Source organism: Streptomyces sp. NPDC007872 (assembly GCF_042868165.1).
GTDB lineage: Bacteria > Actinomycetota > Actinomycetes > Streptomycetales > Streptomycetaceae > Streptomyces.
This window is the reverse complement of sequence record NZ_JBIAEA010000002.1, coordinates 155,734-175,214: the sequence shown is the minus strand read 5'-3', so window position 1 is coordinate 175,214 and position 19,481 is coordinate 155,734. Positions and strand designations below refer to the sequence as shown.

Here is a 19,481-nt window from a genome sequence, read left to right as displayed (position 1 = left end):
TCCAGAGTGTCGCGGTGCGGACGTGCTCCTTCCATCATCGCCCACCCGAATCCGGGGCGACACGCGGGCAACCTCCGGGTGCCGCCCGGCGTCCCCTCCCCCGGGCCGTACGTCTGCGGGAGGGACCTTGTCCATGCGCGAGCCACGCTGGTGGGCCGAGCTGTCGCTGATCGGCGTCGTGTACGCGGCCTACACCGGCGGGCGGCTGCTCGTGCGGGGCGACGAGGCCTCGGCCGTCGGCCACGGCCTGGCGGTCCTGCGCCTGGAGGGGCTGCTGGGGATCGACGCCGAGCGCCCCCTGAACCGGCTGTTCACGGACGTCCCCGCGCTCGGGGTCCCGGCGGACTTCGCGTACGCCTCGCTGCACTACCTCGTCACCCCGGCGGTCCTGGTGTGGCTGTTCCGGCGGCGGTCCGCGCACTACCGGGCGGCCCGCGCGTGGCTGATGGCCGCCACCCTGCTCGGGCTCGTCGGCTTCACGCTGCTGCCGACCTGCCCGCCCCGGCTGCTCGACGCGGCGCACGGATTCACCGACACGATGGCCCACTTCAGCGCGTACGGCTGGTGGGGCGGCGAGGCCAGCGCGCCGCGCGGACTGGGCGGGATGACCAACCAGTACGCGGCGATGCCCAGTCTGCACGTGGGGTGGGCGCTGTGGTGCGGGGTGATGCTGTGGCGGTACGGGCGGACTCCGGTCACGAAGGCGCTCGGGGTGGCGTATCCGCTGCTCACGACGGTGGTGGTGATGGGGACGGCCAACCACTACCTGCTCGACGCGGTCGCGGGGGCGGCGGTGATGGGGGCCGGGTTCCTGCTCGCGCCGCGCGCGCTGCGGGTGGTCGACCGCCTGCGCGCGACGACGGCCCGGACCGCGGGAACGGGGGAAGCCCCTCCGGTTGTCAGTGGGGGATGCGAGACTTTCGCGGGTGAGCACATCCCCGGACAGCGGTCCGCCGCGACCGCCGCAGACGACACGTCGACACCTGCTCGCTGAGCTGCGCGGACCGGGGGTCGCACCGCGTCCGCTGGACGCGCGGGCGCTCGCGGCGCTCGCGGCCAACCCCGGCTGCCGGCGCCGGGCCCTGCTCGACGGCGCCGGGGTCGACAAGTCCGCGCTCGCCGCGAAGCTCGGCTCCCCGGCCCCCTTCGGGCAGTCGCAGTTCGCGATCGTGCGGGGCAACTCCTTCGAGGCGAAGGTGAAGGCGGACGGCGGCCGCGAACTGCTGCGGCTGCTCGGGGTGGAGGAGCCCGGCGGGGTGGCCGTGCCCGAGCTGACGGCGGCCGGTCCCGAGGGGCGGGTGGCGCGCACGGCGCTCGCGCTGCGGGAGGCGACCGGGTCCGGCGGGTGGACGCTGCTCGACCATCCGCTGCTCGCCCTGGAGGTGGCGGGCTCGCCGGTCTACCTGGAGCCGGACGCGGTGGTGGTGCGGCCCGACGGCGGGTGGACGGTGGTCGAGATCAAGTCCTTCCCGACGGTCGACGGTTCGGCCGACGCGGCGAAGGTGGGCGCGGCGGCCCGCCAGGCCGCCGTGTACGTGCTGGCGCTCGAACGGGTGGCGGCGGTCACGGAGGGCGCGCGGGTGGCGCACTCGGTGCTCCTCGTCTGCCCGAAGGACTTCTCGAACGTGCCGACGGCCTCGGTCGTCGACGTGCGCAAGCAGCGGGCGGTGACCCGGCGTCAGCTCGGCCGGCTCACCCGGATCGACGAGATCGCGGAGGCCCTGCCGGAGGGCGTCAGCTTCGACGTGGCCGAGCGCTCGCCGGAGGAGCTGACGGCCTCCGTGGAGTCCGTGCCCCACCAGTACGCGCCGGAGTGCCTGGCCGCCTGTGAGCTGGCCTTCCACTGCCGGGCGCGGTCGCGGGAGACGGGCGCGGTGGAGACCCTGGGCCGTTCGGTACGGGGTGAGCTGGGCGGCCTGACGACGGTCGGCGCGGTCCTGGCGGCGGCGCGCGGCGAGGCGGGCGACCCGGACGACCCGGCGGTGGCGGCCCTGCGGCGGGCGCGGGCGCTGCGCGAGGAGGCGCTGGCCTCGGCCCCCGCCCGCACTCCCCGGGAGCACGTCGCATGCCCCTGCTGACGTCCCTTTCCCGCACCCCGCCCCGGGAGGGCCTCGCATGTCGCTGATCTCCACGCTGGCCCGGATGGAGGCCGTCGAGTCGGGCCGGGCGCAGCCGCTCGCCACCGTGCGGCACCGGCGCGTGTCCGAACGGCCGCTCGTCCTGGTGCCGTTGACCACCGCCGGTGAGGCGGGCGCCCCGCTGGGCGCGCTCGTCGGCACCGACCGCGAGGAGCCGCGGCTCCTGGTGGTGCCCCAGCCGCGCGACCGGGACCTGCGGTTCGCGTTCCTCGCGGACCTGGCCGAGGAGGTCCTGCCGTACGTCGACGCGTTCACGGACGTCGTCGAGCTGGTCGAGCGCAACGAGACGGACGCCGAGACCGGCAAGAAGGTGCGGGTCGAGGTCGAACTGTGCGCGGACGCTCCGCAGTTGATCGTGCCGAGTCGGGCGGGCGTCGAGTACGTACGGCTGCTCGGGCGGTCCACGCGGTTCCGGCGGACGGCCGAGCAGGACCCGGAGACGCCGTTCCCCGCGCCGCCCCGGGTGCCGCTGCTCGGGCGCTGGCTGACGCACTTCGGGGAGCGGGCCCGGGTGCCCGGCTCCTCGCTGCTGCTCGCGGCGACGGACCTGCTCAACCGGCACTGGGCGACCGGCCAGTCCTCCCTGGAGGACCAGCACCTGGGCGCGTTGCTCGCCTGGATCGACCCGGCGGACGGGGTGCCGGGCCGGGAGGGGGCGCTGCGGGCCGAGGCGGGCCGGGACGAGCGGGGGCAGCTCTTCTGCCCGCCCGCCGGGCCCGCCACGGACCCGGCCTTCGACAACCGGCTGCTCGCGCCCGCGATCGAGCGGTACGACCGGGCCCGGCAGGCGTCCGGCGCGGCCGAGGACGCCGAGGCGGCAGACCGGGCCCTCGGCGAACTGCACGCGGCCGAGCGGGAGGTGCGCCGGCTCGTCGTGTCCCAGCTCGAGCCGACGTGGGACGCGGTGTGGCGGGCGATCGGCCTGCTGCGGGAGCTGCCGGAGGGGGCCAGGGTCGGGGACCGCTGGACCCGGGACCGCTGGTCCTTCACCGCCCACCGGGACCGGGTCGCGGCGGGCGAGCCGCCGCAGCCGCGCCGGGACGACGCGGTGACGGCGGCGCAGAAGCTCGCGGCCCGCGAGCAGGCGCAGGGCCAACTGGAGGCGCAGGAGGCCCTGGACGACCCGCTGGTCCTGGCGGGGCGGCGGCTCGCGGGCGAGGCGTTCGCGGCGGAGGTGGTGGAGGTGACGATGGCGTGGACGGAGTCGAAGCGGCCCGCGCCCCGGCCGCTGCTCACGGTCCGCACGGACGACCGGCCGCACCTGGACGCGCGGGTGCGGGTGTACCGCTCGCTCGACGGGAAGCCGCAGGCGGCGGAGTTCGTGCGGTACGAGGAGGACGGCTCGCTGGTGCTCCGGGTCCTGGACCGGATGGGCCGGTCGAAGGAACCGGCGGAGGGTTCGGTGCCGGAGAAGGGCGAGCGGATCGCCTGGACGCTCTTCGAGCACGACCAGCGGGGCGGCCCGAAGCTGCCGGACCCGGAGGAGACCCCCTGGACGCACGGCGGCCCGCCCCGGGCGGACGCCGTGGAACTGCCCGACCCCGTGACCCCCGAGGACGTCCTGTGACCGTGCTCGCCCCGATGACCCCCGAGGACGCGTCGTGACCGTGTCCGCCCCCGTGACCCCCGAGGACGTGCCGTGACCGTGTTCGACCCCTCCGCCGAGGCCGGGCGCGCGACGGCCGCGATCCTGGCGGACACCCTGCACGGCTCGTCGCGGGGCGTGGTCGTGGACTCCCCGCCGGGCGCGGGCAAGTCGACGCTCGTCGTGCGGGCCGCCCTCGAACTGGCCGCGGCCGGACGCCCCCTGATGGTGGTCGCGCAGACGAACGCGCAGGTGGACGACCTGGTGCTGCGGCTCGCCGAGAAGGAGCCGGACCTGGAGGTGGGCCGGCTGCACTCCAGCGACTCCGACCCGTACGACAAGGCGCTCGACGACCTGGAGAACGTACGGAAGTCGGCGAAGGCGGGCGATCTGGCCGGGCTGCCGGTGGTGCTCTCGACGGCCGCCAAGTGGGGGCACGTGAAGAACGTCGAGCCGTGGGCGCACGCGATCGTCGACGAGGCGTACCAGATGCGCTCCGACGCGCTGCTCGCGGTGGCCGGGCTCTTCGAGCGGGCGCTGTTCGTGGGCGACCCGGGGCAACTGGACCCGTTCTCGGTGGTGGGCGCGGAGCAGTGGGCGGGGCTGACGTACGACCCGTCGGCGAGCGCGGTCTCCACCCTGCTCGCGCACAACCCGGAGCTGCCGCAGCACCGGCTTCCGGTGTCGTGGCGGCTGCCCGCGTCGGCGGCGCCGCTGGTGTCGGACGCGTTCTACCCGTACACGCCGTTCCGCAGCGGCACCGGGCACGGGGACCGGAAGCTGTCCTTCGGGGTGCCGTCGGACGGCTCGGGCCCGGACCGGGTCCTGGACGAGGCGGCCGAGTCGGGCTGGGGCCTGCTCGAACTCCCGGCCCGGCACACCCCGCGCACCGACCCGGAGGCGGTGGGCGCGATCGCCCTGGTGGTGCGGCGGCTCCTGGACCGGGGCGGGGTCGCGGTCTCGGAGCGCGCGGAGGCCCCCGTGCCCCTGACGCCCGACCGGATCGCGGTCGGCACCGCCCACCGCGACCAGGCGGCGGCGGTCCGGGCGGCGCTCGCGGACCTCGGCGTGTCCGGGGTGACGGTGGACACCGCGAACCGGCTCCAGGGGCGCGAGTACGACGTGACGGTGGTCCTCCACCCGTTGTCCGGCCGCCCGGACGCGACCGCCTTCCACCTGGAGACGGGCCGGCTGTGCGTGCTGGCCTCCCGGCACCGGCACGCGTGCGTGGTGGTGTGCCGCGCGGGCGTGGCGGACCTCCTCGACGAGCACCCGTCGACGGAACCGGTCCGGCTCGGCGTGGCGGTCTCGTTCCCCGACGGCTGGGAGGCGAACCACGCGGTCCTCTCCCACCTGGAGGAACACCGGGTGGTCTGGTCTCCGTGAGGCCGGGGGCGCGCGGCCGGACGTTCGCGCTCTTGCGGGGCGCGGGACAATGGATGACGGCCCGGGTTTCCGGGCCGTGCGTGTGAAGAGCCGTGTCCGTGCGAAGTCTGTGCGAAGAGGAGAACGACGATGGCGGAATCCGCGGAGCGGAGCGGGCAGCGCAGGCTTCGGCCGGCGCCGCTGATCTTCGAGCCTGCCGAGGCGTCCGCCGATCCGGAGCACTTCTTCGACCTGGAGTCGTTGGAGGACCCCCGGGAGCTGCTGTCCCGGGCGACGGAGCTGACGCTCGCCTTCCGGGCGGCGACGGACCGGGCGATCGAGTTCCAGGCGATCGCGGCGGCGCAGTTGGCCGATCCGCGCCGGTTCGACCGGCTCACGGTGGCCGACGTCGCCGAGCGGGCCCAGTGGACCGAGGACTACGCCCGCAAGATGATCGAGTTCGGCCGCGGCCTCATCCGGACGGACGGGCGACCCGCGGAGGACTGATCCGGACCCCGGACCGGGGGCCGGAGCCCAGGGGTCCGCGGCCCGGAGCGCGTACGGGCTCAGGGGCGCGAGGGCGTCGCCCTGGAGCGCGGGGGCGCGACACGGGGGCGCGCGTGGCCGGAGGCGCGCGGAGTGACTGAAAAACCACCCCTGGCATATGCCGAGGGCGCACGATACTCCTCCCCCGCCCTTCCTGTCCGGCTTTCCGGAAACCCTGGGAAACCGTCCCGTCACTCCCGGTACATCTGGACGCATGACGACGTGGCTGCGCGAAGAGACCCCGCACGACGTGTTCCGCTTCCTCCGGGAGGGTGACGAGGGGCGGCACCAGACGGCCCGGGTGACCGCCGACGGGGCCACCTGGCTGGCCTCGGCCGCCGGCGGGCGGGGGTCCGCGCTCACCCGCTGGGAGGCCCGGCCGGCCTCGCCCGCGGCGCTGCCCTGCGGGACGGTCTTCGACGTCGTCAACGTGGACCCGGTCTTCGGGCGCCGGATGCTGGACAAGCTGTGGACGGAGGGCCCGGGGTCGGGGCCCGTCGCGGTCCACCGGGGCCGGACCCTGCTGTTCGCCGCGCCCGGCACGGCCCAGCGGCTGCCCGCCCTGCTCGACTGGGAGGAGTGGGGCGAGGAGGTGCCCCGGCCGCTCTGTCACGGGCTCGGGGACGCGGTGACCGTGCCGCCGCTCGCGCCCTCCGGCTCCGCCGGGCCCCGCTGGCTGGTGGCCCCCGACACCCGCCACCCGTGGCTGCCCGGCCCCGAGGTCGTGCTCTGGGCCTGCGTGCGGGCCGTCCGGGCGGCTTCCGCCGCCGACGTGCGGGTATCGATTTTTCCTCCCGCCGATCCGGGTGCTAATGTCTACGACGTCAGCAGGCGCCGCTAGCTCAGTTGGTTAGAGCAGCTGACTCTTAATCAGCGGGTCCGGGGTTCGAGTCCCTGGCGGCGCACCGACGGAAGAAGCCCCTCGCGGAAGCGAGGGGCTTCTTCGTGCGCCTGGAGCTTCTCCGTGTGCCCGGGGCCTCTCCGTGCTCCGGGAGCGGGGGCTCAGCGGGGGCTCAGTCGCCTCCCGTCGGGGTCACCCTGACCGTCCAGACGTCCGACCCCGACCGGTCCATGACCTCGATCCGGACGCCGGTCCCGGGCACGGTGAAGGTCTCGCCCTCCTCCAGCGGCGCGTCCGCCAGCGGCGGGTAGACCGAGCGCTCCCAGCAGGCCTCGGTGCGCGGGTGCGCGTCCACGACCTCGACCGGGCCGTCCCCGGAGGCCGTACCCCCGCGCACCCGGTAGACGAGCACGCCCTCCGTGCAGGTCTCGGCGTTGTTCCCGGCGTCGCTCCTGGCCTCGATCGCGAGCACGCTGTCGGGGCCGGTGCGGACGACCGCGAGCCGGGTGCCGAGCGTGCCGCCGTCCCCGGCCGGGGCGTCGGTCGGCTCCAGGGCAACCACCCGGGACGCCGGGCCCTGGACGCAGGTCACCTGCGCGCGGGAGAGCCAGCCGAGCTTCCACTTGTGCCAGGCGAAGAGGTCCGGGGAGAGCCCGAACTGGCTCCCCATGACGTCCCAGTCGCCCACGTGGGTGTCCCAGTCGCCCTTGCCGTCCTCCGGCCGGTGGTAGAGGTCCGGCAGGTCGAAGACGTGGCCGGTCTCGTGGGCCAGGACGTTCCGGTCGGGCGGGTGCCGCTCGAAGACCGTGACGACCCGCGCGATCTCGGTGCCGTCGACCTCCAGCGGGCGGTCCAGGTTGACGACCTTGGTCGCGTCGGAGTCCACGCCCGGCGCGTCCGGGTCCGCGACCAGGTACACGACGTCGTACCGGGAGAAGTCGACGTCCGCGTCGGCGGCGGCGACCGCGTCGCGGAGGTACTCGGCCCGCTTCCCGGCGTCCCAGTCCCGCCGTATGGCGTACGCGCTCGACTCGCGCGGCATCGGGGTCCACGTCGTGCGGGCGTGCGGGGTCAGGGTGAAGCGCCCGTAGGAGGCGCGCTCGAAGAACTCGCCGGTGCCGGGGAAGTGGTCGGCCGCGAGTTCGGCCGGCGAGGTGAGCGGCTCGGAGTCCGGGAACGACAGGAAGATCATGACCGCGTCGAGGTTCCGGTCCGGGCGCGGGTACGAGCCGTTCCAGGTGTCGAGCCCGAGCGAGTGGTGGGCCTGGGTGCGGGGCAGGGCGCAGGGGTTCGCGGCGGGCACGCCGACGGCGGGTCCCGCGACGAGCCCGGTGGCGGCCAGGGCGGCGAGGGAGGTGAAGGCGGCCGCGCCGGCGCGCAGCCGCGGGCGCCGCTCCCCTCCCCCGGGTGGCTGCTGACCCCTCACATCGACCTCCGGATCACGAAAGCGGGACACCCCACCCACCTTGTGACGATTTGCTGACCTTCGCACTTTTCGACTGCCCCGGTCGGGTGAGTGCGCGACGCCGTGTCGACGCGACACGCACACGAATGCACTCACGGAAAGTCACCATCGATCACCTCTCCATCGACCCTTGTCAGAGCCGGGCAGAAACGATCGGGCGGGGTGCTCCGGTGGGGATCCTCACAGCGCCGGACGGTCCCCGACGGCACCCCGGAGCTGGAACGGCCGACCGGCCTGGCCCTATGATCGGCTCACTCTTCCTCGGCCGACCGTCCCGTCCCCGTGCGACCGGCCCGACCGCACTACGGGAGCCAGCGGTGAGCGGAACCCCCGAAGGACCGGTGCATCCGGCGCCGGCGGAGACACGGACGGCCGAGCCCGCCCTCACGGAGCGTCACGACGGGCGCCGGGAGGCCGAACTCCGCGACTACCGCGCCGCCTTCCGGGTCGCCCGGCTCGCCATGGCCCTCGTCGACCCGGACGGCCTGGTCGTCGCTGCCAACGACTCCCTCGGCGACCTCCTCGGCACCGCGCCCGGGGCGCTGCGCGAACAGGCCGCCGCCGACCTGGTCGACCTCGCCTCCGACGGGCACGCCCGGCGGGCGTACCGGGAGGTGCTCGGCGGGCGCCGCTCCCGCTTCCGCTGCACCCGCCGCCTCAAGCACCCCGACGGGCGCTCGCTGTGGGCGGAGGTCACCGTCGCCCCCGTGCCCGGCAGCCGGCGGGTCCTGCTGTCGGTCGCGGACATCAGCGACCGGCGCGAACTCCAGGCGCGCCTGCGCCACCTCCAGATGCACGACCCGGTGACCCGGCTGCCCAACCGCACGCTCTTCTTCGAGCGCCTCTCGGCCGCCCTGGAGGCCGGCCGGCAGGAGACCGGGGCACCGCACGCGTCCCATGAACCACACGAGTCGTACGAGTCGTACGGGTATGGCAGAACAGGGCGGATCGGCCTCTGCTACCTCGACCTCGACGGCTTCAAGGCGGTCAACGACACCCTCGGCCACCGGGTCGGGGACCTGCTCCTGGCCGCCGTCGCCGGGCGGTTGACCGAGTGCGCGGACGGCGACGGCCGCACCCGCGGCGGCGGCCACCTCGTGGCGCGGCTCGGCGGGGACGAGTTCGCCATCCTGGTCGAGGACTCCACCGGCACCGAGCAGGTGGCCGACCTGGCGCGCTCGGTGCTCGACGCGCTCCAGGAGCCCTTCGACCTGGCCGGGCAGCGGCTCTCGGTCTCCGCCTCCATCGGCGTGGTCGAGCGCGCCGGACGGGGGACGACGGCGACGGCCCTGATGCAGGCCGCCGACACCACGCTGTACTGGGCGAAGGCGGACGGCAAGGCCCGCTGGACCCTCTTCGACCCCGAGCGCAACGCCCACCGGATGACCCGGCAGGCGCTCTCCTCCACCCTGCGGCCGGCCGTGGAGGGCGGGGAGTTCGCCCTGGAGTACCAGCCGCTCGTGGACCTGGCCGACGGGGCCGTGCGCGGGGTGGAGGCGCTGGTGCGCTGGCACCACCCGCAGTTCGGCCCGCTCGCGCCGAATCGGTTCATCGGGATCGCCGAGGAGGACGGCTCCATCGTGGAGCTGGGCCGCTGGATCCTGCGCACCGCCTGCCACCAGGCCCGGCAGTGGCAGAAGGACCACCCGCGCGAGCGCCCGCTCTTCGTGAGCGTCAACGTGGCGGTCCGGCAGGTCTGGGACTCCGACCTGGTCGCGGACGTGGCCGGGATCCTGGCGGAGACCGGGCTCGCCCCGCACCTGCTCCAGCTCGAACTGACCGAGTCCGCCGTGATGGGCTCGGCCGGACGGCCGCTCCAGGCGCTCCAGGCGCTGAGCGACATGGGGGTGCGGATCGCGATCGACGACTTCGGCACCGGCTACTCGAACCTCGCCTACCTGAGCCGGCTCCCGGTCTCCGTGCTCAAGCTGGACGGCTCCTTCGTGCGCGGCTTCCAGGACGAGGAGCACGCCAACCCGGCCGACGAGCTGATCGTCGAGGCGCTCGTCCAGCTCGCGCACCGGCTCGGGCTCACGGTCACCGCCGAGTGCGTCGAGACCGCCGGGCAGGCCGGGCGGCTGCGGCGGATCGGCTGCGACACGGGGCAGGGCTGGCTGTACTCGCGGGCGGTGGCCCCGGAGCGGATCGCGGAGCTGATCGGGACGGAGCCGCTGTCGGTCTGAGCCGGGCGCGAAGCCGTACGCCCCCGCATGGAACTGCCCCCGGCCGGAGGGACATTCCGGGCGGGGGCAGCGGTCATGAGGGGTTCGGCGGGTCGGTCACTCAGCAGGCGCCGAGGTCCTGCCAGACGCCCCACTCACCCGTGGTGCCGGGGGTCTCGTTCTGGGTCCACCACTTGGCCTTGTACTTGCGGCCGTTGTGGGAGACCTGGTTGCCCGCGTTGTAGACCGTGCCGGCCACGTACGCCGGGACCGTGCCGCAGCCGGTGGTCGGCGGCGTCGTCGGAGGAGTCGTCGGGGGCGTGGTGGGCGGGGTGGTCGGCGGCGTCGTGGGAGGCGTCGTCGGCGGGGTGGTGGGCGGCGTGGTGGGCGAGCCGAGCGCGGTGTTGATCTGCTTCAGCAGGGTCGCGTTCTCGTCCAGGCCGAGCAGGGAGTACATCATCGCGCCGGCCAGGCCGCGCTGCTTGCCGTAGTCCACGCGGGCCTGGATGGACTTCTGGTTGAGGCCGGTGAAGAACTCGCCGTCCTTGTAGAAGTACGAGGACTTCGACTGGTCGTCCCAGAAGGTGGTCGACGGGTTGTCGACGATGCCGCCGAGCTCCTTGTAGTGCGCGATGCCGGCCTGCTGGCTGAGCGGGCGGACGTTGGAGCCGCCGGTGGCGGTCTGCGCGAGGCCGTTGGTGGTCCCGGCCGGGACGCCCTTCCAGCCGCGGTAGTAGAACTCGTAGCCCAGGGTCAGCTTGTTGGCGGGGAAGCCGCCCGTGATCCCGTAGGTCGGGTTGCCGTCGATCCAGGAGTCGATGGCGGAGTCGATCGTGTACTTCTCGGTGCCCGGCGCGATCACGTCGGTCGGGTCGTTCGGGGAGGGGTACAGCGGGGACTGGTGGTACGTCGGCCCGTCGCCGTCCCAGGCGCCGTGCATGTCGTACGTCATGATGTTCGCGTAGTCGAGGTACGCGCCGATCTTGTCCGTCTCGATGTACTTGATCTTGTCCTGGCCGGCCGGGAGGGCCGCGGTCAGGAGGTACTTCTTGCCGCCGTTGGCCGCGCCGTACTCGTCGAGCTGCTTGCGGAACTCGGCGAGCAGGAGGGTGAAGTTCTGCTTGTCCTCGGGGCCGTAGTGGTTGCCCAGGTGGCCGCCGGAGGAGCCCGGGTACTCCCAGTCGATGTCGATGCCGTCGAAGATGCCGGCCGCCGTGCCCGGACCGCCGTAGCCGCCCTCGACCGGCAGGTTGCCCTTGAGGTACTGGTCGATGCAGGAGGAGACGAGCTTCTTGCGGCTCGCGTCCGTCTTGGCCGCGTCGTGGAAGTACTTGGAGTAGGTCCAGCCGCCGAGCGAGATGTTGATCTTCAGGTGGGGGTACTTCGCCTTCAGTTCCTTGAACTGGTTGAAGACGCCCACGATCGGCTGGTCCCACTTGTCGGCGACGCCGTCGACGCTGTCCGCCGCGCTGAAGGACTTCTGGTAGTCGGCGTACGAGTCGCCCGCACCGTCACCCGCGTTGGGGTTGTTGTCGTCACCCGCGGCCTTATTGGCCTGGAAACAGGTGAGGTTGGTGGGGTGGATGTTGCCGAACGAGTAGTTCAGGACGTCGAGCTGGCCCGCGATGCCCCGGGTGTCGAGGTGCTTGGGGTAGAACGCGTTGCCGTACACGCTCCACTGGTCGTAGTACGCGATGCGCACGTTGCCCGCGGAGGCAGTGGTCGACGAGGGGGCCGCCTGGGCGGAGCCGAGTCCGGCGGTCGCGGCGAGCGCGCCGGCGGCGAGGGCCGAACTCAGGAGCGCGGCGATCAATGACTTACGGGGGTGCACGTGCGGCCTCCGGATGGGGAGTACTGGGTGGTGCCGTACAGGAGCTGGAGCAGTGATAACCGCCGCGTGAACGGTGAGTCAATGGTCTGAACCAGATTGAGGACTAGACCAATTGACGGAAGAAAGCCCTTGTCAGAGGCGTGCAGCACAAAACGGAACCGCTCGCCACCATCGGTGACGAGCGGTTTAAGGTTCGCTTAGGGAAGGTCCGGGGGTCGTTCGACGCCGAACCAGCCGACCTCGGAAATCCGGGTTTTACCCGGCGGCCTCCGGCCCGGAACGGAGGCGCGGGGCCTTCCGGAGACCAGGACCTCCCGGAAGCGCGGGCTACTCGGCGAGCTCCGGCAGGTCGTACGCGTCGGCGATGAGCGCGTAGCTGCGCAGCCGCGCCTCCCCGCCGTGCGCGTTGGCCGTGATCATCAGTTCGTCGGCGCCCGTCCGCTTGCGCAGGTCGTCCAGGCCCGTGCGGACCTCGTCCGGGGTGCCGTACACGACGTTCGCGAGCCAGCCGTCCACGAACTCCCGCTCGGCGGGGCTGAAGGAGTACGCCTCCGCCTCCTCCGGCGTCGGCACCAGGCCGGGCCTGCCGGTGCGCAGCCGCAGCATCGCGAGGGCCCCGGAGAGGACCTGGCGGTGGGCCTGCGCCGCCTCGTCGGCGGCGAGCGCCGAGACGCCGATCAGCGCGTACGGGGCGTCGAGCACCGCCGAGGGGCGGAAGGAGTCCCGGTAGAGGTCGAGCGCCGGGATCGTGTTCCGGGCCGAGAAGTGGTGCGCGAAGGCGAAGGGCAGTCCGAGCACGCCGGCGAGCCGGGCGCTGAAGCCGGAGGAGCCGAGCAGCCAGATCGGCGGGCGCCCCTCCGGCCCCTGCACCGGGCCGGGCACGGCGTGGATCCGGGCGTACGGGTGCCCGTCCGGGAAGTCGTCGTCCAGGAACCGGGTCAGCTCCGCGAGCTGCTCGGGGAAGTCGTCGGCGCCCTCGTTCAGCCGGTCGGTGCGGCGCAGGGCGGCGGCCGTGGCGCCGTCGGTGCCGGGGGCGCGCCCGAGGCCGAGGTCGACCCGGCCCGGAGCGAGTGCCTCCAGGGTGCCGAACTGCTCGGCGACGACGAGCGGGGCGTGGTTGGGCAGCATGACGCCGCCCGAGCCGAGCCGGATGCGCCGGGTGTGGGCGGCGAGGTGGGCGAGGATGACCGCCGGGGAGGAGGAGGCGACCCCGGGCATGGAGTGGTGCTCGGCCACCCAGTGCCGGTGGAAGCCGCGCCGCTCGGCGAGCCGGGACAGCTCGACGCTGGTGGCGAGGGCCTGGGACGCGGTCCGCCCGCTGCCGACGGTCACCAGGTCCAGTACGGACAGCGGTACGGGCGCGCTGCCCCGCGCCTCTCCTCGAATGGTGTCGGTCACCGTCGGGACCCTCCTCGGCACACGTGCGGATACATGGGGAGAAGAACAGGAGGGGGTCTCCGTTTATTCCGTACGCCCCTCCGCGCGCCCCTCGCGTACTCCGTCACGCGCCCCCACGGGATCCCGCCACCGGGTTTCCGAGCGTTATCGGCCACCGGAGAGGGGCGTTCCGGGTCCGCTTCCCCGCGGGAAATCCTCCGCCCCCGCAGGCCTCGCGCACGCGCGAGCGCGAGGCCGCACGCCCCTGACCTGAGGCTCTGCGGAACACGCATGACAGGGGCATATGCCGGAGTGCCGCGTCCCAGACGGGGGCCCGGATCCTCCGCATCATTCTCGCCAACAGCCGCCCCGTGGAGGGCCCTTGGCGGTTATCGTGGTACGAAAGCTTGCGGTCACAACCTGGTAGGGGGAAACCGTGGCGCTGAAGCCCGAGCCCACCGCGCCGTTCCACTCGGTGCAGTACGCCCTGCGCGTCCTGGAGACGGTCTCACGGCACGGCGGCGGAGTGACGGACGCCCAGATCGCCCGCGAGACCGGCCTCCCCGTCGCCCACCTCTCCTCGCTGCTCCTGATGCTCCGCCGCGAGGGGTACGTCGAGCAGGTCGCCGACGGCGCCTACGTGGTCGGGGACTCCCTGGTCCTCCTCGGCTCCGGCCTGACCCGCCGCGAGGCCCTGGAGGCCAAGCTCCAGGAGACCCTGACCGAGCTGCGCGACTCCGTCGGCGCGGCCGTCTACATCAGCCGGTACATCGACGGCGAGGTCAAGATCACCCAGTTCGCCGACGGCCCGCGCACGCCCAAGGTCAACGAGTGGGTGGACTTCCGCTCGGCGGCCCACGCCAGCGCCGTCGGCAAGTGCCTGCTCACCCAGCTCGACCAGAACGGGCGGCGGGACCACCTCTCCCGCCACAAGATCGCCCGGCTGACCTCGCGGACGATCACCAGCGAGCGGATCCTCTTCTCCAAGCTCGACAGCCAGCCGGCCACCGTCCCCGTGCTCGACCTCCAGGAGTACGCGGTGGGCACGGTCTGCGCCGCCGTGCCGCTGACGGCGGGCGCGGCCGTGGGCTGTCTGGCGCTCTCCCTGCCGATCGAGCACGCCCACCGGCTGCGCGCGGCGGCCGACACGCTCAACCGCAGGGCCGCCCCGGTGGTGCTCTCGCTGGCCATCTGATCACCGCTCCCGGGGGCGTCCGGCCCGCCGGCTCCGGGGCCGTCAGCGCGGCCGCCGGGCCGGTGGTCACGAGCACCCCGCGGGACCGGGTAGTATTTTCTCTGTCAGCACGCGCCGCTAGCTCAGTTGGTTAGAGCAGCTGACTCTTAATCAGCGGGTCCGGGGTTCGAGTCCCTGGCGGCGCACCGACGGAAGAAGCCCCTCGCGGAAGCGGGGGGCTTCTTCGTCGTGCCCGTGCGGACCGGACTAGGTCCGCCCGGGTGTCAGAACTTCACGTCCGAGCAGGCGTAGAAGGCGTTCGCGGTGTCCGCGACCGTCCACACCGCCAGGATGAGGTGGCGGCCCGTCTTGCCCGCCGGGAGGTTCCCGGAGTGCGAGAGGGTCGCCGGCGGCTGCTGGTTGTTGTAGGGGACGGTGAGGAACGGCTGGGGGTCGAGGGCCGCCCGGGTGAGCGGCTGGCTCGGGTTCCACCCGTTCTTGGTGATGTAGTACTTGAAGTCGGTGGTGCGGTGGCGGGCCGTGAACTGCCAGCGGAAGTTGTAGCTCTGCCCCGCCGTGACGCTCGTCGCCGGCCAGGTGCCGCCCCGGGGGTCGTCGAGCTGGGCGAACGGGCCGTTGCCGCCGGCGCAGATCTTGCCGTCGGCGGGTCCGGCGGCCGGGAAGCCCTTGGGCCCCTCGACCGACTGCGGCTCCCACTGGATGTTGCCGCAGTTGGTCACGGTGCCGTTGGCACAGAGCTTCTGGCGGCTGATCGGCGAGTCGGTGTAGCCGTGGCTGCCGGCGCTGCCGGTGCCGAGGAGGGTGACGCCGGCGACGCCGAGCGCCACCACCGTCGCGCCTATCGATTTCTTGCGCATGCTGTCGCTCCAGGAAGAACGTGGGGGAGTTCCGTCGGGCCTTGCTGCACGCGTGCGGGTGGTGCGGGTCATGCGGGTGGTGCTGTTGTTTTCTTGTTCTTTGCCGTACCGCGGTGACGCATTTTGGTCTGGACCAAGTACCAAGGTATGGACCGAACTTGGCCCTGTCCATCCCCTCAGGCACCCTCGGCGGAAGATGCCCTTCCCGTGTAGAACGCCACCGTCAGGTCCTTGACCAGCGACTTGCGCTCGTAGTCGTCCAGTTCCACCAGACCACGACTGGTCAGCCGGTGGACCACGTCGTCCACCGCGTCCACGACCGACGTCAGGACGGTCTCCCGGTGCTTCGCGTCGAGCGCCGCGATCCGGCTGCGCCGCATCGCCGTCGCGACCTCGGGGGCGTACTCGATCCGCGTCGGCTGCGCCGAGAAGACGTCCAGGCCGACCGGCGCGCACTCCGCCGACAGCATCCGCGTCAGGGCCTCGCCGACCGCCTCCGCGTCCCGGAGCGTCGGGGCGTCCTCGTGGAACGCGTCCGCCGGGAGCTGCGAGAGCACCCGGGCCATCGCCGCCTCCACCTGCTCCCGCAGGTACTCCTCGTGGCCGTCCACCCCGAGCGACGCGCGGACCGTGTCCCGCACCCGCCAGACCACCAGGACGACCACGTCGAGCGCCGTGCCCTTCGCGTCCACGGCCGGCAGCGGCTCGCTGCGCCAGTGCCGGAGCCGCACGTCCACCCGGCGGCGCAGCAGCAGCGGGCTGACCCAGATCAGGCCGGTGCGGCGGACCGTGCCGCGGTAGTCCCCGAACAGCGTCAGGACCCAGGCGTGGCCGACCCGGCCGCGGCCGAGGCCGCCGAGCGTGAAGAGGACGGCCACGACCCCGAGGGCGAGCACGGCCCACTGGCCGAGGTGGACGCCGTGGTACGGGCGGACCGGCAGCCGCAGCATCCGCGCCGCCTCGTCGGGCACCGCGCCCGTCCACCACACGACCACCGCGCACCAGGCGATGGCCAGGGCCCCGGCGACCACCCCGACCCAGCCGGGCAGCACCGCGCCGGGACGCTCGACGAGCGCGGGGTCGGCGGTGGGGGCCGGACGGGCGGAGGGCGGCGGGGCCGCGTGCCTGGCCCTGCTCTTCGCCACCGTACGGGGGCGGGGCTCGGACGCCCGCTCGGTACGGCCCGGGGCCGGGGCCTTCGACGGGCCCGCGACGCCGGGGCCGCGGGTCTTCGACGGGGCGGTGGGCGGGGCCATGGCGACGGTGTCGGGTCCCCCGTCGTCGTCCTTCGCGCCGGGGGCGGCGGTCTCCGGCTCGTCCCGGAAGAGCAGGTGCACGGGGATGGAGCCGGTGGTCTCGGCGCCGATCACGTTCTTCCGCCGCGCCACCCGCACCACGCCGGCGACGGGCAGGGCGACGACGGCGACGCGGGCGCCCTTGATCCGCCCGAAGTCGGGAGCGGGGGGCCCTCCGGGGGGCGGGGGGGTGGGGCGGTCGCCCGGTGGGGCGGGTGCCGGGGCCGGGGCCTTTGCCGGGGTCGGCGTCTTTGCCGGGGCCTTTGCTGTTGCCGGCGCCTGTGCCGGTGCCGCTGCTGTTGCTGGGGTCGGCGTCGGTGCCGGGCCGGTCTTCGCGGGGGTGGTGGGCTCCTTCGGCGCGGCGGGGGCCGGAGCCTTGTTCGCCTTCAGCAGGGAGAGGGGGGTCTTCTCCCGCGCGGCCGGAGCCACCGGCTCGGAAGCGGGGGCGACCGCCGTCGTGTCCGGCTTCTCCCCGGACGCGGAAGCGCCCGGCTCCCGGGTCGCCGGAGTGCCGGCCGTCGGGCGCGACGGGAGGCCGGTCGCCGGGACCGTCGGAACGACGACCGTCCGGGTCACCGGGGCACCACCGCCCGCCGGAGCCGGAGGGGCACTCGTCGCCGGGGCCGCCGGAGTCTCCGGCACCGGGCCCGAAGAGGCGCCCGTCGCCGGAGCGGCGGGCGTCGAGACCGCCGAAGCGCCGCCCATCGGGCTCGACGGGGCGCCCGTCGCCGGAGCGGCGGCCGTTCCGACCGGCGAGGTGCCGGGTGTCGGGGGCACCGGAGTGTCCGCCGTCGAACTCACCGGAGCACCCGCCGCCGGGGCCGCCGGAGCACCGCCCACCGGAGCCGGAGGGGCGTCCGCCACCGAACCCACCGGGACACCTCCTGCCGAGGCCATCGGGGCGCCCACCGCAGCACCAGCCGCCGAGGCCGCCGGAACATTCGGCACCGGACCCGCCGGAGCACCGTCCACCGGGCTCACCGGAGCACCGCCCGCCGGGGCCGCCGGGGCGCCCGCCCCCGCAGCACCGGCCGCCCGGTCCGGCACAGCACCGCCCGCCGGGGCCGCCGGAGCGTCCGGCGCACTGCCGGACGGGCCGTCGCCCGTGGCCGGGGCCGACGGGCTGTCAGTGGCCGGAGCCGACGGGCCGTCCGGGGCCGGGGCCGGTGGGGTGTCCGTGATCGGTGCCGGTGGGGTGCCCGTGACCGGAGTCGACGGAGTCGCCGGCGTCGGGGTCGGGCGGCCCTCCGGTGTCCGGGGTGGGGACGTGCGGGGAAGGGTGCCGTCCGTCAGGCGTCTCGCCGTGCGGGCCGCGTCGCGCGAGGCCGCCGCGCCGGAGTCCGCGGGGTTCGGGGTCGGTGCCGTCATTCGGGGTCCACCTCATGCTCTCGGGGTCATCGGAACAAGCGCCGCCAGGTCTCCGGGCCCGGGTAGCCGTCGGCCGCTCCGCCGCGCCAGCCCTGTGCCCGCTGGAACGCCTCGACGTTGCGGCGGTCCGCCTCCGTCCAGCGCGGACCGGGTCCCGACAGGTAGTGCTTGCCGAAGCCCCGCTTCACCAGTTGTTCGCCCAGCTTCTCCACATATGCGTTGGATTGGCCCGGACGGAAGGAGCCACGCCCGGGAAAGGGCGTCGCATGCGCGCTCGACCCGCCCGAACCACTCGAACCGCCGATGCTCCGGCCCTTGCCGGTCACGAGCAGCTCCCACGTGTCGGGCCCGGGGATGCCGTCCGCCTCCTTGCCCCGCCACCCCTGCGCCTCCTGGAACGCCCGGGTCGCCCGCCGGTCCGCCTCGGTCCACTTCGGGCCGGGCCCCACGGCGTAGAACTTCTTGCCGCCGCGCGCGACGAGGAGCTGTCCGAGCCGGGTGACGTACGCGTTGTTCTTGCCCGGCCCGAACTTCGCCGCGCCGGGGAACGGCGGCACCTGGGCCGTCTCCCCTCCCCCGGCGCCGGTGCCGTCGCCGCTCACCACGCCCTTGTAGCGGTAGGCCACGTACCGGTCGGAGTTCTCCCAGTACGCCATCGGGGTGGCCTTCTTCCGCGTGTGCGGCTTGGTCTGCTCGTACGCGGTGTAGGAGGTGCGCGTGTGGTCGGTCCAGCCGCCGAAGATCGTGACGTGCGAGCCGCGCGTCGGGTCGGCCGGGTTGTGGAAGAGCAGGATGTCGCCGGGCTGGAGGTCGGCGCGGGCGATCTTCTCGCCGAAGCGGTCGAGGCTGCCGGTCCACTCGTTGGCGCGCAGGTTCCAGGCCATGGAGATGTAGCCGGAGCAGTCCTGGCGGTAGCCGTCCGTCCAGTACTTCTCCATCGAGTACGGGACCCGCGCGTCGACCCACAGCTTGGCGCGGTTGATGATCTCGGCGCGGGTCGTCGGCCGCAGGGTGTCGGTCGCGACCTGGCCGGTGGTCGGGGTGGCGGCCGGTACGGGCTGGGGCTCGGGGCCCGGCGCGCCGTGCAGCGGCCCCCGCCCGCCCTGCGGCGTGTCGGAGCCGACGGCGGAGACGGGGGCGGGGTCGGGGCCGGGGGCCGCCGCCCCGCCCGCCGGCGCCGGGACCACCGTGTCGCCCGGCGCGTCCGTCGCGCGGGAGAGGGCGGTCGCCGCGCCGGCCCCGCCGCCGCCCAGGACCACGCCCGCCGCCGTCACCAGGACCAGGGCGCGGCGGGCGCCGTGGGCCGCCGGGTGGCCGCCCGCCCGGACCGGCAGGCCGAGGGCGAGATCACGCCGCTGCCGGGCGCAGCCCGGGCAGGCGCAGTCGGCCGTTGGCTCGAACTCTTCGAAGACCGGCACGCTCATGCGATTCCCCTCCACACTCGTGAAAGATCTTT

At 74.2% G+C, this 19,481-nt stretch carries 14 protein-coding genes and 2 tRNA genes; 10 read left to right on the top strand and 6 right to left on the bottom strand.

Going from position 1 to position 19,481, the window contains the following annotated elements; all coding sequences use genetic code 11:
* Window positions 1-133 precede the first annotated feature (133 nt).
* From ACFYNX_RS06040 to ACFYNX_RS06010, 7 genes are all read left to right on the top strand, one after another.
* Window positions 134-994: a phosphatase PAP2 family protein gene (locus tag ACFYNX_RS06040; RefSeq protein ID WP_388658178.1), complete on the top strand. Its 861-nt coding sequence runs from the start codon at window positions 134-136 to the stop codon at window positions 992-994.
* Entirely contained in the window at window positions 927-2,078 is a 1,152-nt protein-coding gene (locus ACFYNX_RS06035) for a hypothetical protein (RefSeq protein ID WP_388658175.1), read from the top strand. Before ACFYNX_RS06040 ends, ACFYNX_RS06035 begins: the two co-directional genes overlap by 68 nt.
* 37 nt (window positions 2,079-2,115) lie before the next feature.
* Complete coding sequence (locus ACFYNX_RS06030) at window positions 2,116-3,705, top strand: hypothetical protein (protein ID WP_388658172.1); 1,590 nt, start codon at window positions 2,116-2,118, stop codon at window positions 3,703-3,705.
* 72 nt (window positions 3,706-3,777) lie between these two features.
* Entirely contained in the window at window positions 3,778-5,109 is a 1,332-nt protein-coding gene (locus ACFYNX_RS06025; RefSeq protein ID WP_365538617.1) for an AAA domain-containing protein, read from the top strand.
* A 129-nt stretch (window positions 5,110-5,238) separates the two neighbouring features.
* Window positions 5,239-5,595, top strand: a complete 357-nt coding sequence (locus tag ACFYNX_RS06020) for a hypothetical protein (protein WP_365538620.1) — start codon at window positions 5,239-5,241, stop codon at window positions 5,593-5,595.
* A 253-nt stretch (window positions 5,596-5,848) separates the two neighbouring features.
* Window positions 5,849-6,475, top strand: coding sequence for a hypothetical protein (locus ACFYNX_RS06015; protein WP_388658168.1), 627 nt, complete (start codon window positions 5,849-5,851; stop codon window positions 6,473-6,475).
* Window positions 6,466-6,539 (top strand) — tRNA-Lys (locus ACFYNX_RS06010). Before ACFYNX_RS06015 ends, ACFYNX_RS06010 begins: the two co-directional genes overlap by 10 nt.
* Before the next feature lie 108 nt (window positions 6,540-6,647).
* Here ACFYNX_RS06010 and ACFYNX_RS06005 read toward each other — a convergent pair.
* Window positions 6,648-7,931 (bottom strand): M6 family metalloprotease domain-containing protein, encoded by a 1,284-nt coding sequence (locus ACFYNX_RS06005; protein WP_388658165.1) that lies wholly within the window; start codon window positions 7,929-7,931, stop codon window positions 6,648-6,650.
* Between the two features lie 326 nt (window positions 7,932-8,257).
* Between ACFYNX_RS06005 and ACFYNX_RS06000 the strand changes: the two genes are divergently transcribed.
* Window positions 8,258-10,123 (top strand): putative bifunctional diguanylate cyclase/phosphodiesterase, encoded by a 1,866-nt coding sequence (locus ACFYNX_RS06000; protein ID WP_388658162.1) that lies wholly within the window; start codon window positions 8,258-8,260, stop codon window positions 10,121-10,123.
* 100 nt (window positions 10,124-10,223) lie between these two features.
* Here ACFYNX_RS06000 and ACFYNX_RS05995 read toward each other — a convergent pair whose 3' ends face one another.
* Entirely contained in the window at window positions 10,224-11,933 is a 1,710-nt protein-coding gene (locus ACFYNX_RS05995) for a glycosyl hydrolase family 18 protein (RefSeq protein WP_388658159.1), read from the bottom strand.
* 327 nt (window positions 11,934-12,260) lie between these two features.
* Window positions 12,261-13,331: an LLM class flavin-dependent oxidoreductase gene (locus ACFYNX_RS05990; protein WP_365538632.1), complete on the bottom strand. Its 1,071-nt coding sequence runs from the start codon at window positions 13,329-13,331 to the stop codon at window positions 12,261-12,263.
* Window positions 13,332-13,746: 415 nt separating this feature from the next.
* Here ACFYNX_RS05990 and ACFYNX_RS05985 point away from each other — a divergent pair, with 415 nt between their 5' ends.
* Window positions 13,747-14,505, top strand: a complete 759-nt coding sequence (locus tag ACFYNX_RS05985) for an IclR family transcriptional regulator (RefSeq protein WP_125666888.1) — start codon at window positions 13,747-13,749, stop codon at window positions 14,503-14,505.
* Between the two features lie 111 nt (window positions 14,506-14,616).
* A tRNA-Lys gene (locus tag ACFYNX_RS05980) sits at window positions 14,617-14,690 on the top strand.
* Between the two features lie 78 nt (window positions 14,691-14,768).
* On the opposite strand, the gene ACFYNX_RS05975 is transcribed toward ACFYNX_RS05980, so the two are convergent.
* From ACFYNX_RS05975 to ACFYNX_RS05965, 3 genes are all read right to left on the bottom strand, one after another.
* The gene (locus tag ACFYNX_RS05975) at window positions 14,769-15,362 is read right to left on the bottom strand and encodes a lytic polysaccharide monooxygenase (RefSeq protein WP_365538634.1); all 594 of its coding nucleotides are present in this window, start codon (window positions 15,360-15,362) and stop codon (window positions 14,769-14,771) included.
* A gap of 176 nt (window positions 15,363-15,538) precedes the next feature.
* Window positions 15,539-17,233, bottom strand: coding sequence for an SPFH domain-containing protein (locus ACFYNX_RS05970; RefSeq protein ID WP_388658155.1), 1,695 nt, complete (start codon window positions 17,231-17,233; stop codon window positions 15,539-15,541).
* A gap of 818 nt (window positions 17,234-18,051) precedes the next feature.
* Window positions 18,052-19,449 carry a peptidoglycan-binding protein gene (locus ACFYNX_RS05965; RefSeq protein WP_388658152.1) on the bottom strand — a complete coding sequence of 466 codons (1,398 nt, stop codon included), beginning with the start codon at window positions 19,447-19,449 and terminating at the stop codon, window positions 18,052-18,054.
* Window positions 19,450-19,481 lie beyond the last annotated feature (32 nt).

Coding starts and splice junctions, on each gene's coding strand:
- ACFYNX_RS05965 (WP_388658152.1), bottom strand. CDS start 19,449: ATGAGCGTGCCGGTCTTCGAAGAGTTCGAGCCAACGGCCGACTGCGCC.
- ACFYNX_RS06040 (WP_388658178.1), top strand. CDS start 134: ATGCGCGAGCCACGCTGGTGGGCCGAGCTGTCGCTGATCGGCGTCGTG.
- ACFYNX_RS06015 (WP_388658168.1), top strand. CDS start 5,849: ATGACGACGTGGCTGCGCGAAGAGACCCCGCACGACGTGTTCCGCTTC.
- ACFYNX_RS06030 (WP_388658172.1), top strand. CDS start 2,116: ATGTCGCTGATCTCCACGCTGGCCCGGATGGAGGCCGTCGAGTCGGGC.
- ACFYNX_RS05975 (WP_365538634.1), bottom strand. CDS start 15,362: ATGCGCAAGAAATCGATAGGCGCGACGGTGGTGGCGCTCGGCGTCGCC.
- ACFYNX_RS06020 (WP_365538620.1), top strand. CDS start 5,239: ATGGCGGAATCCGCGGAGCGGAGCGGGCAGCGCAGGCTTCGGCCGGCG.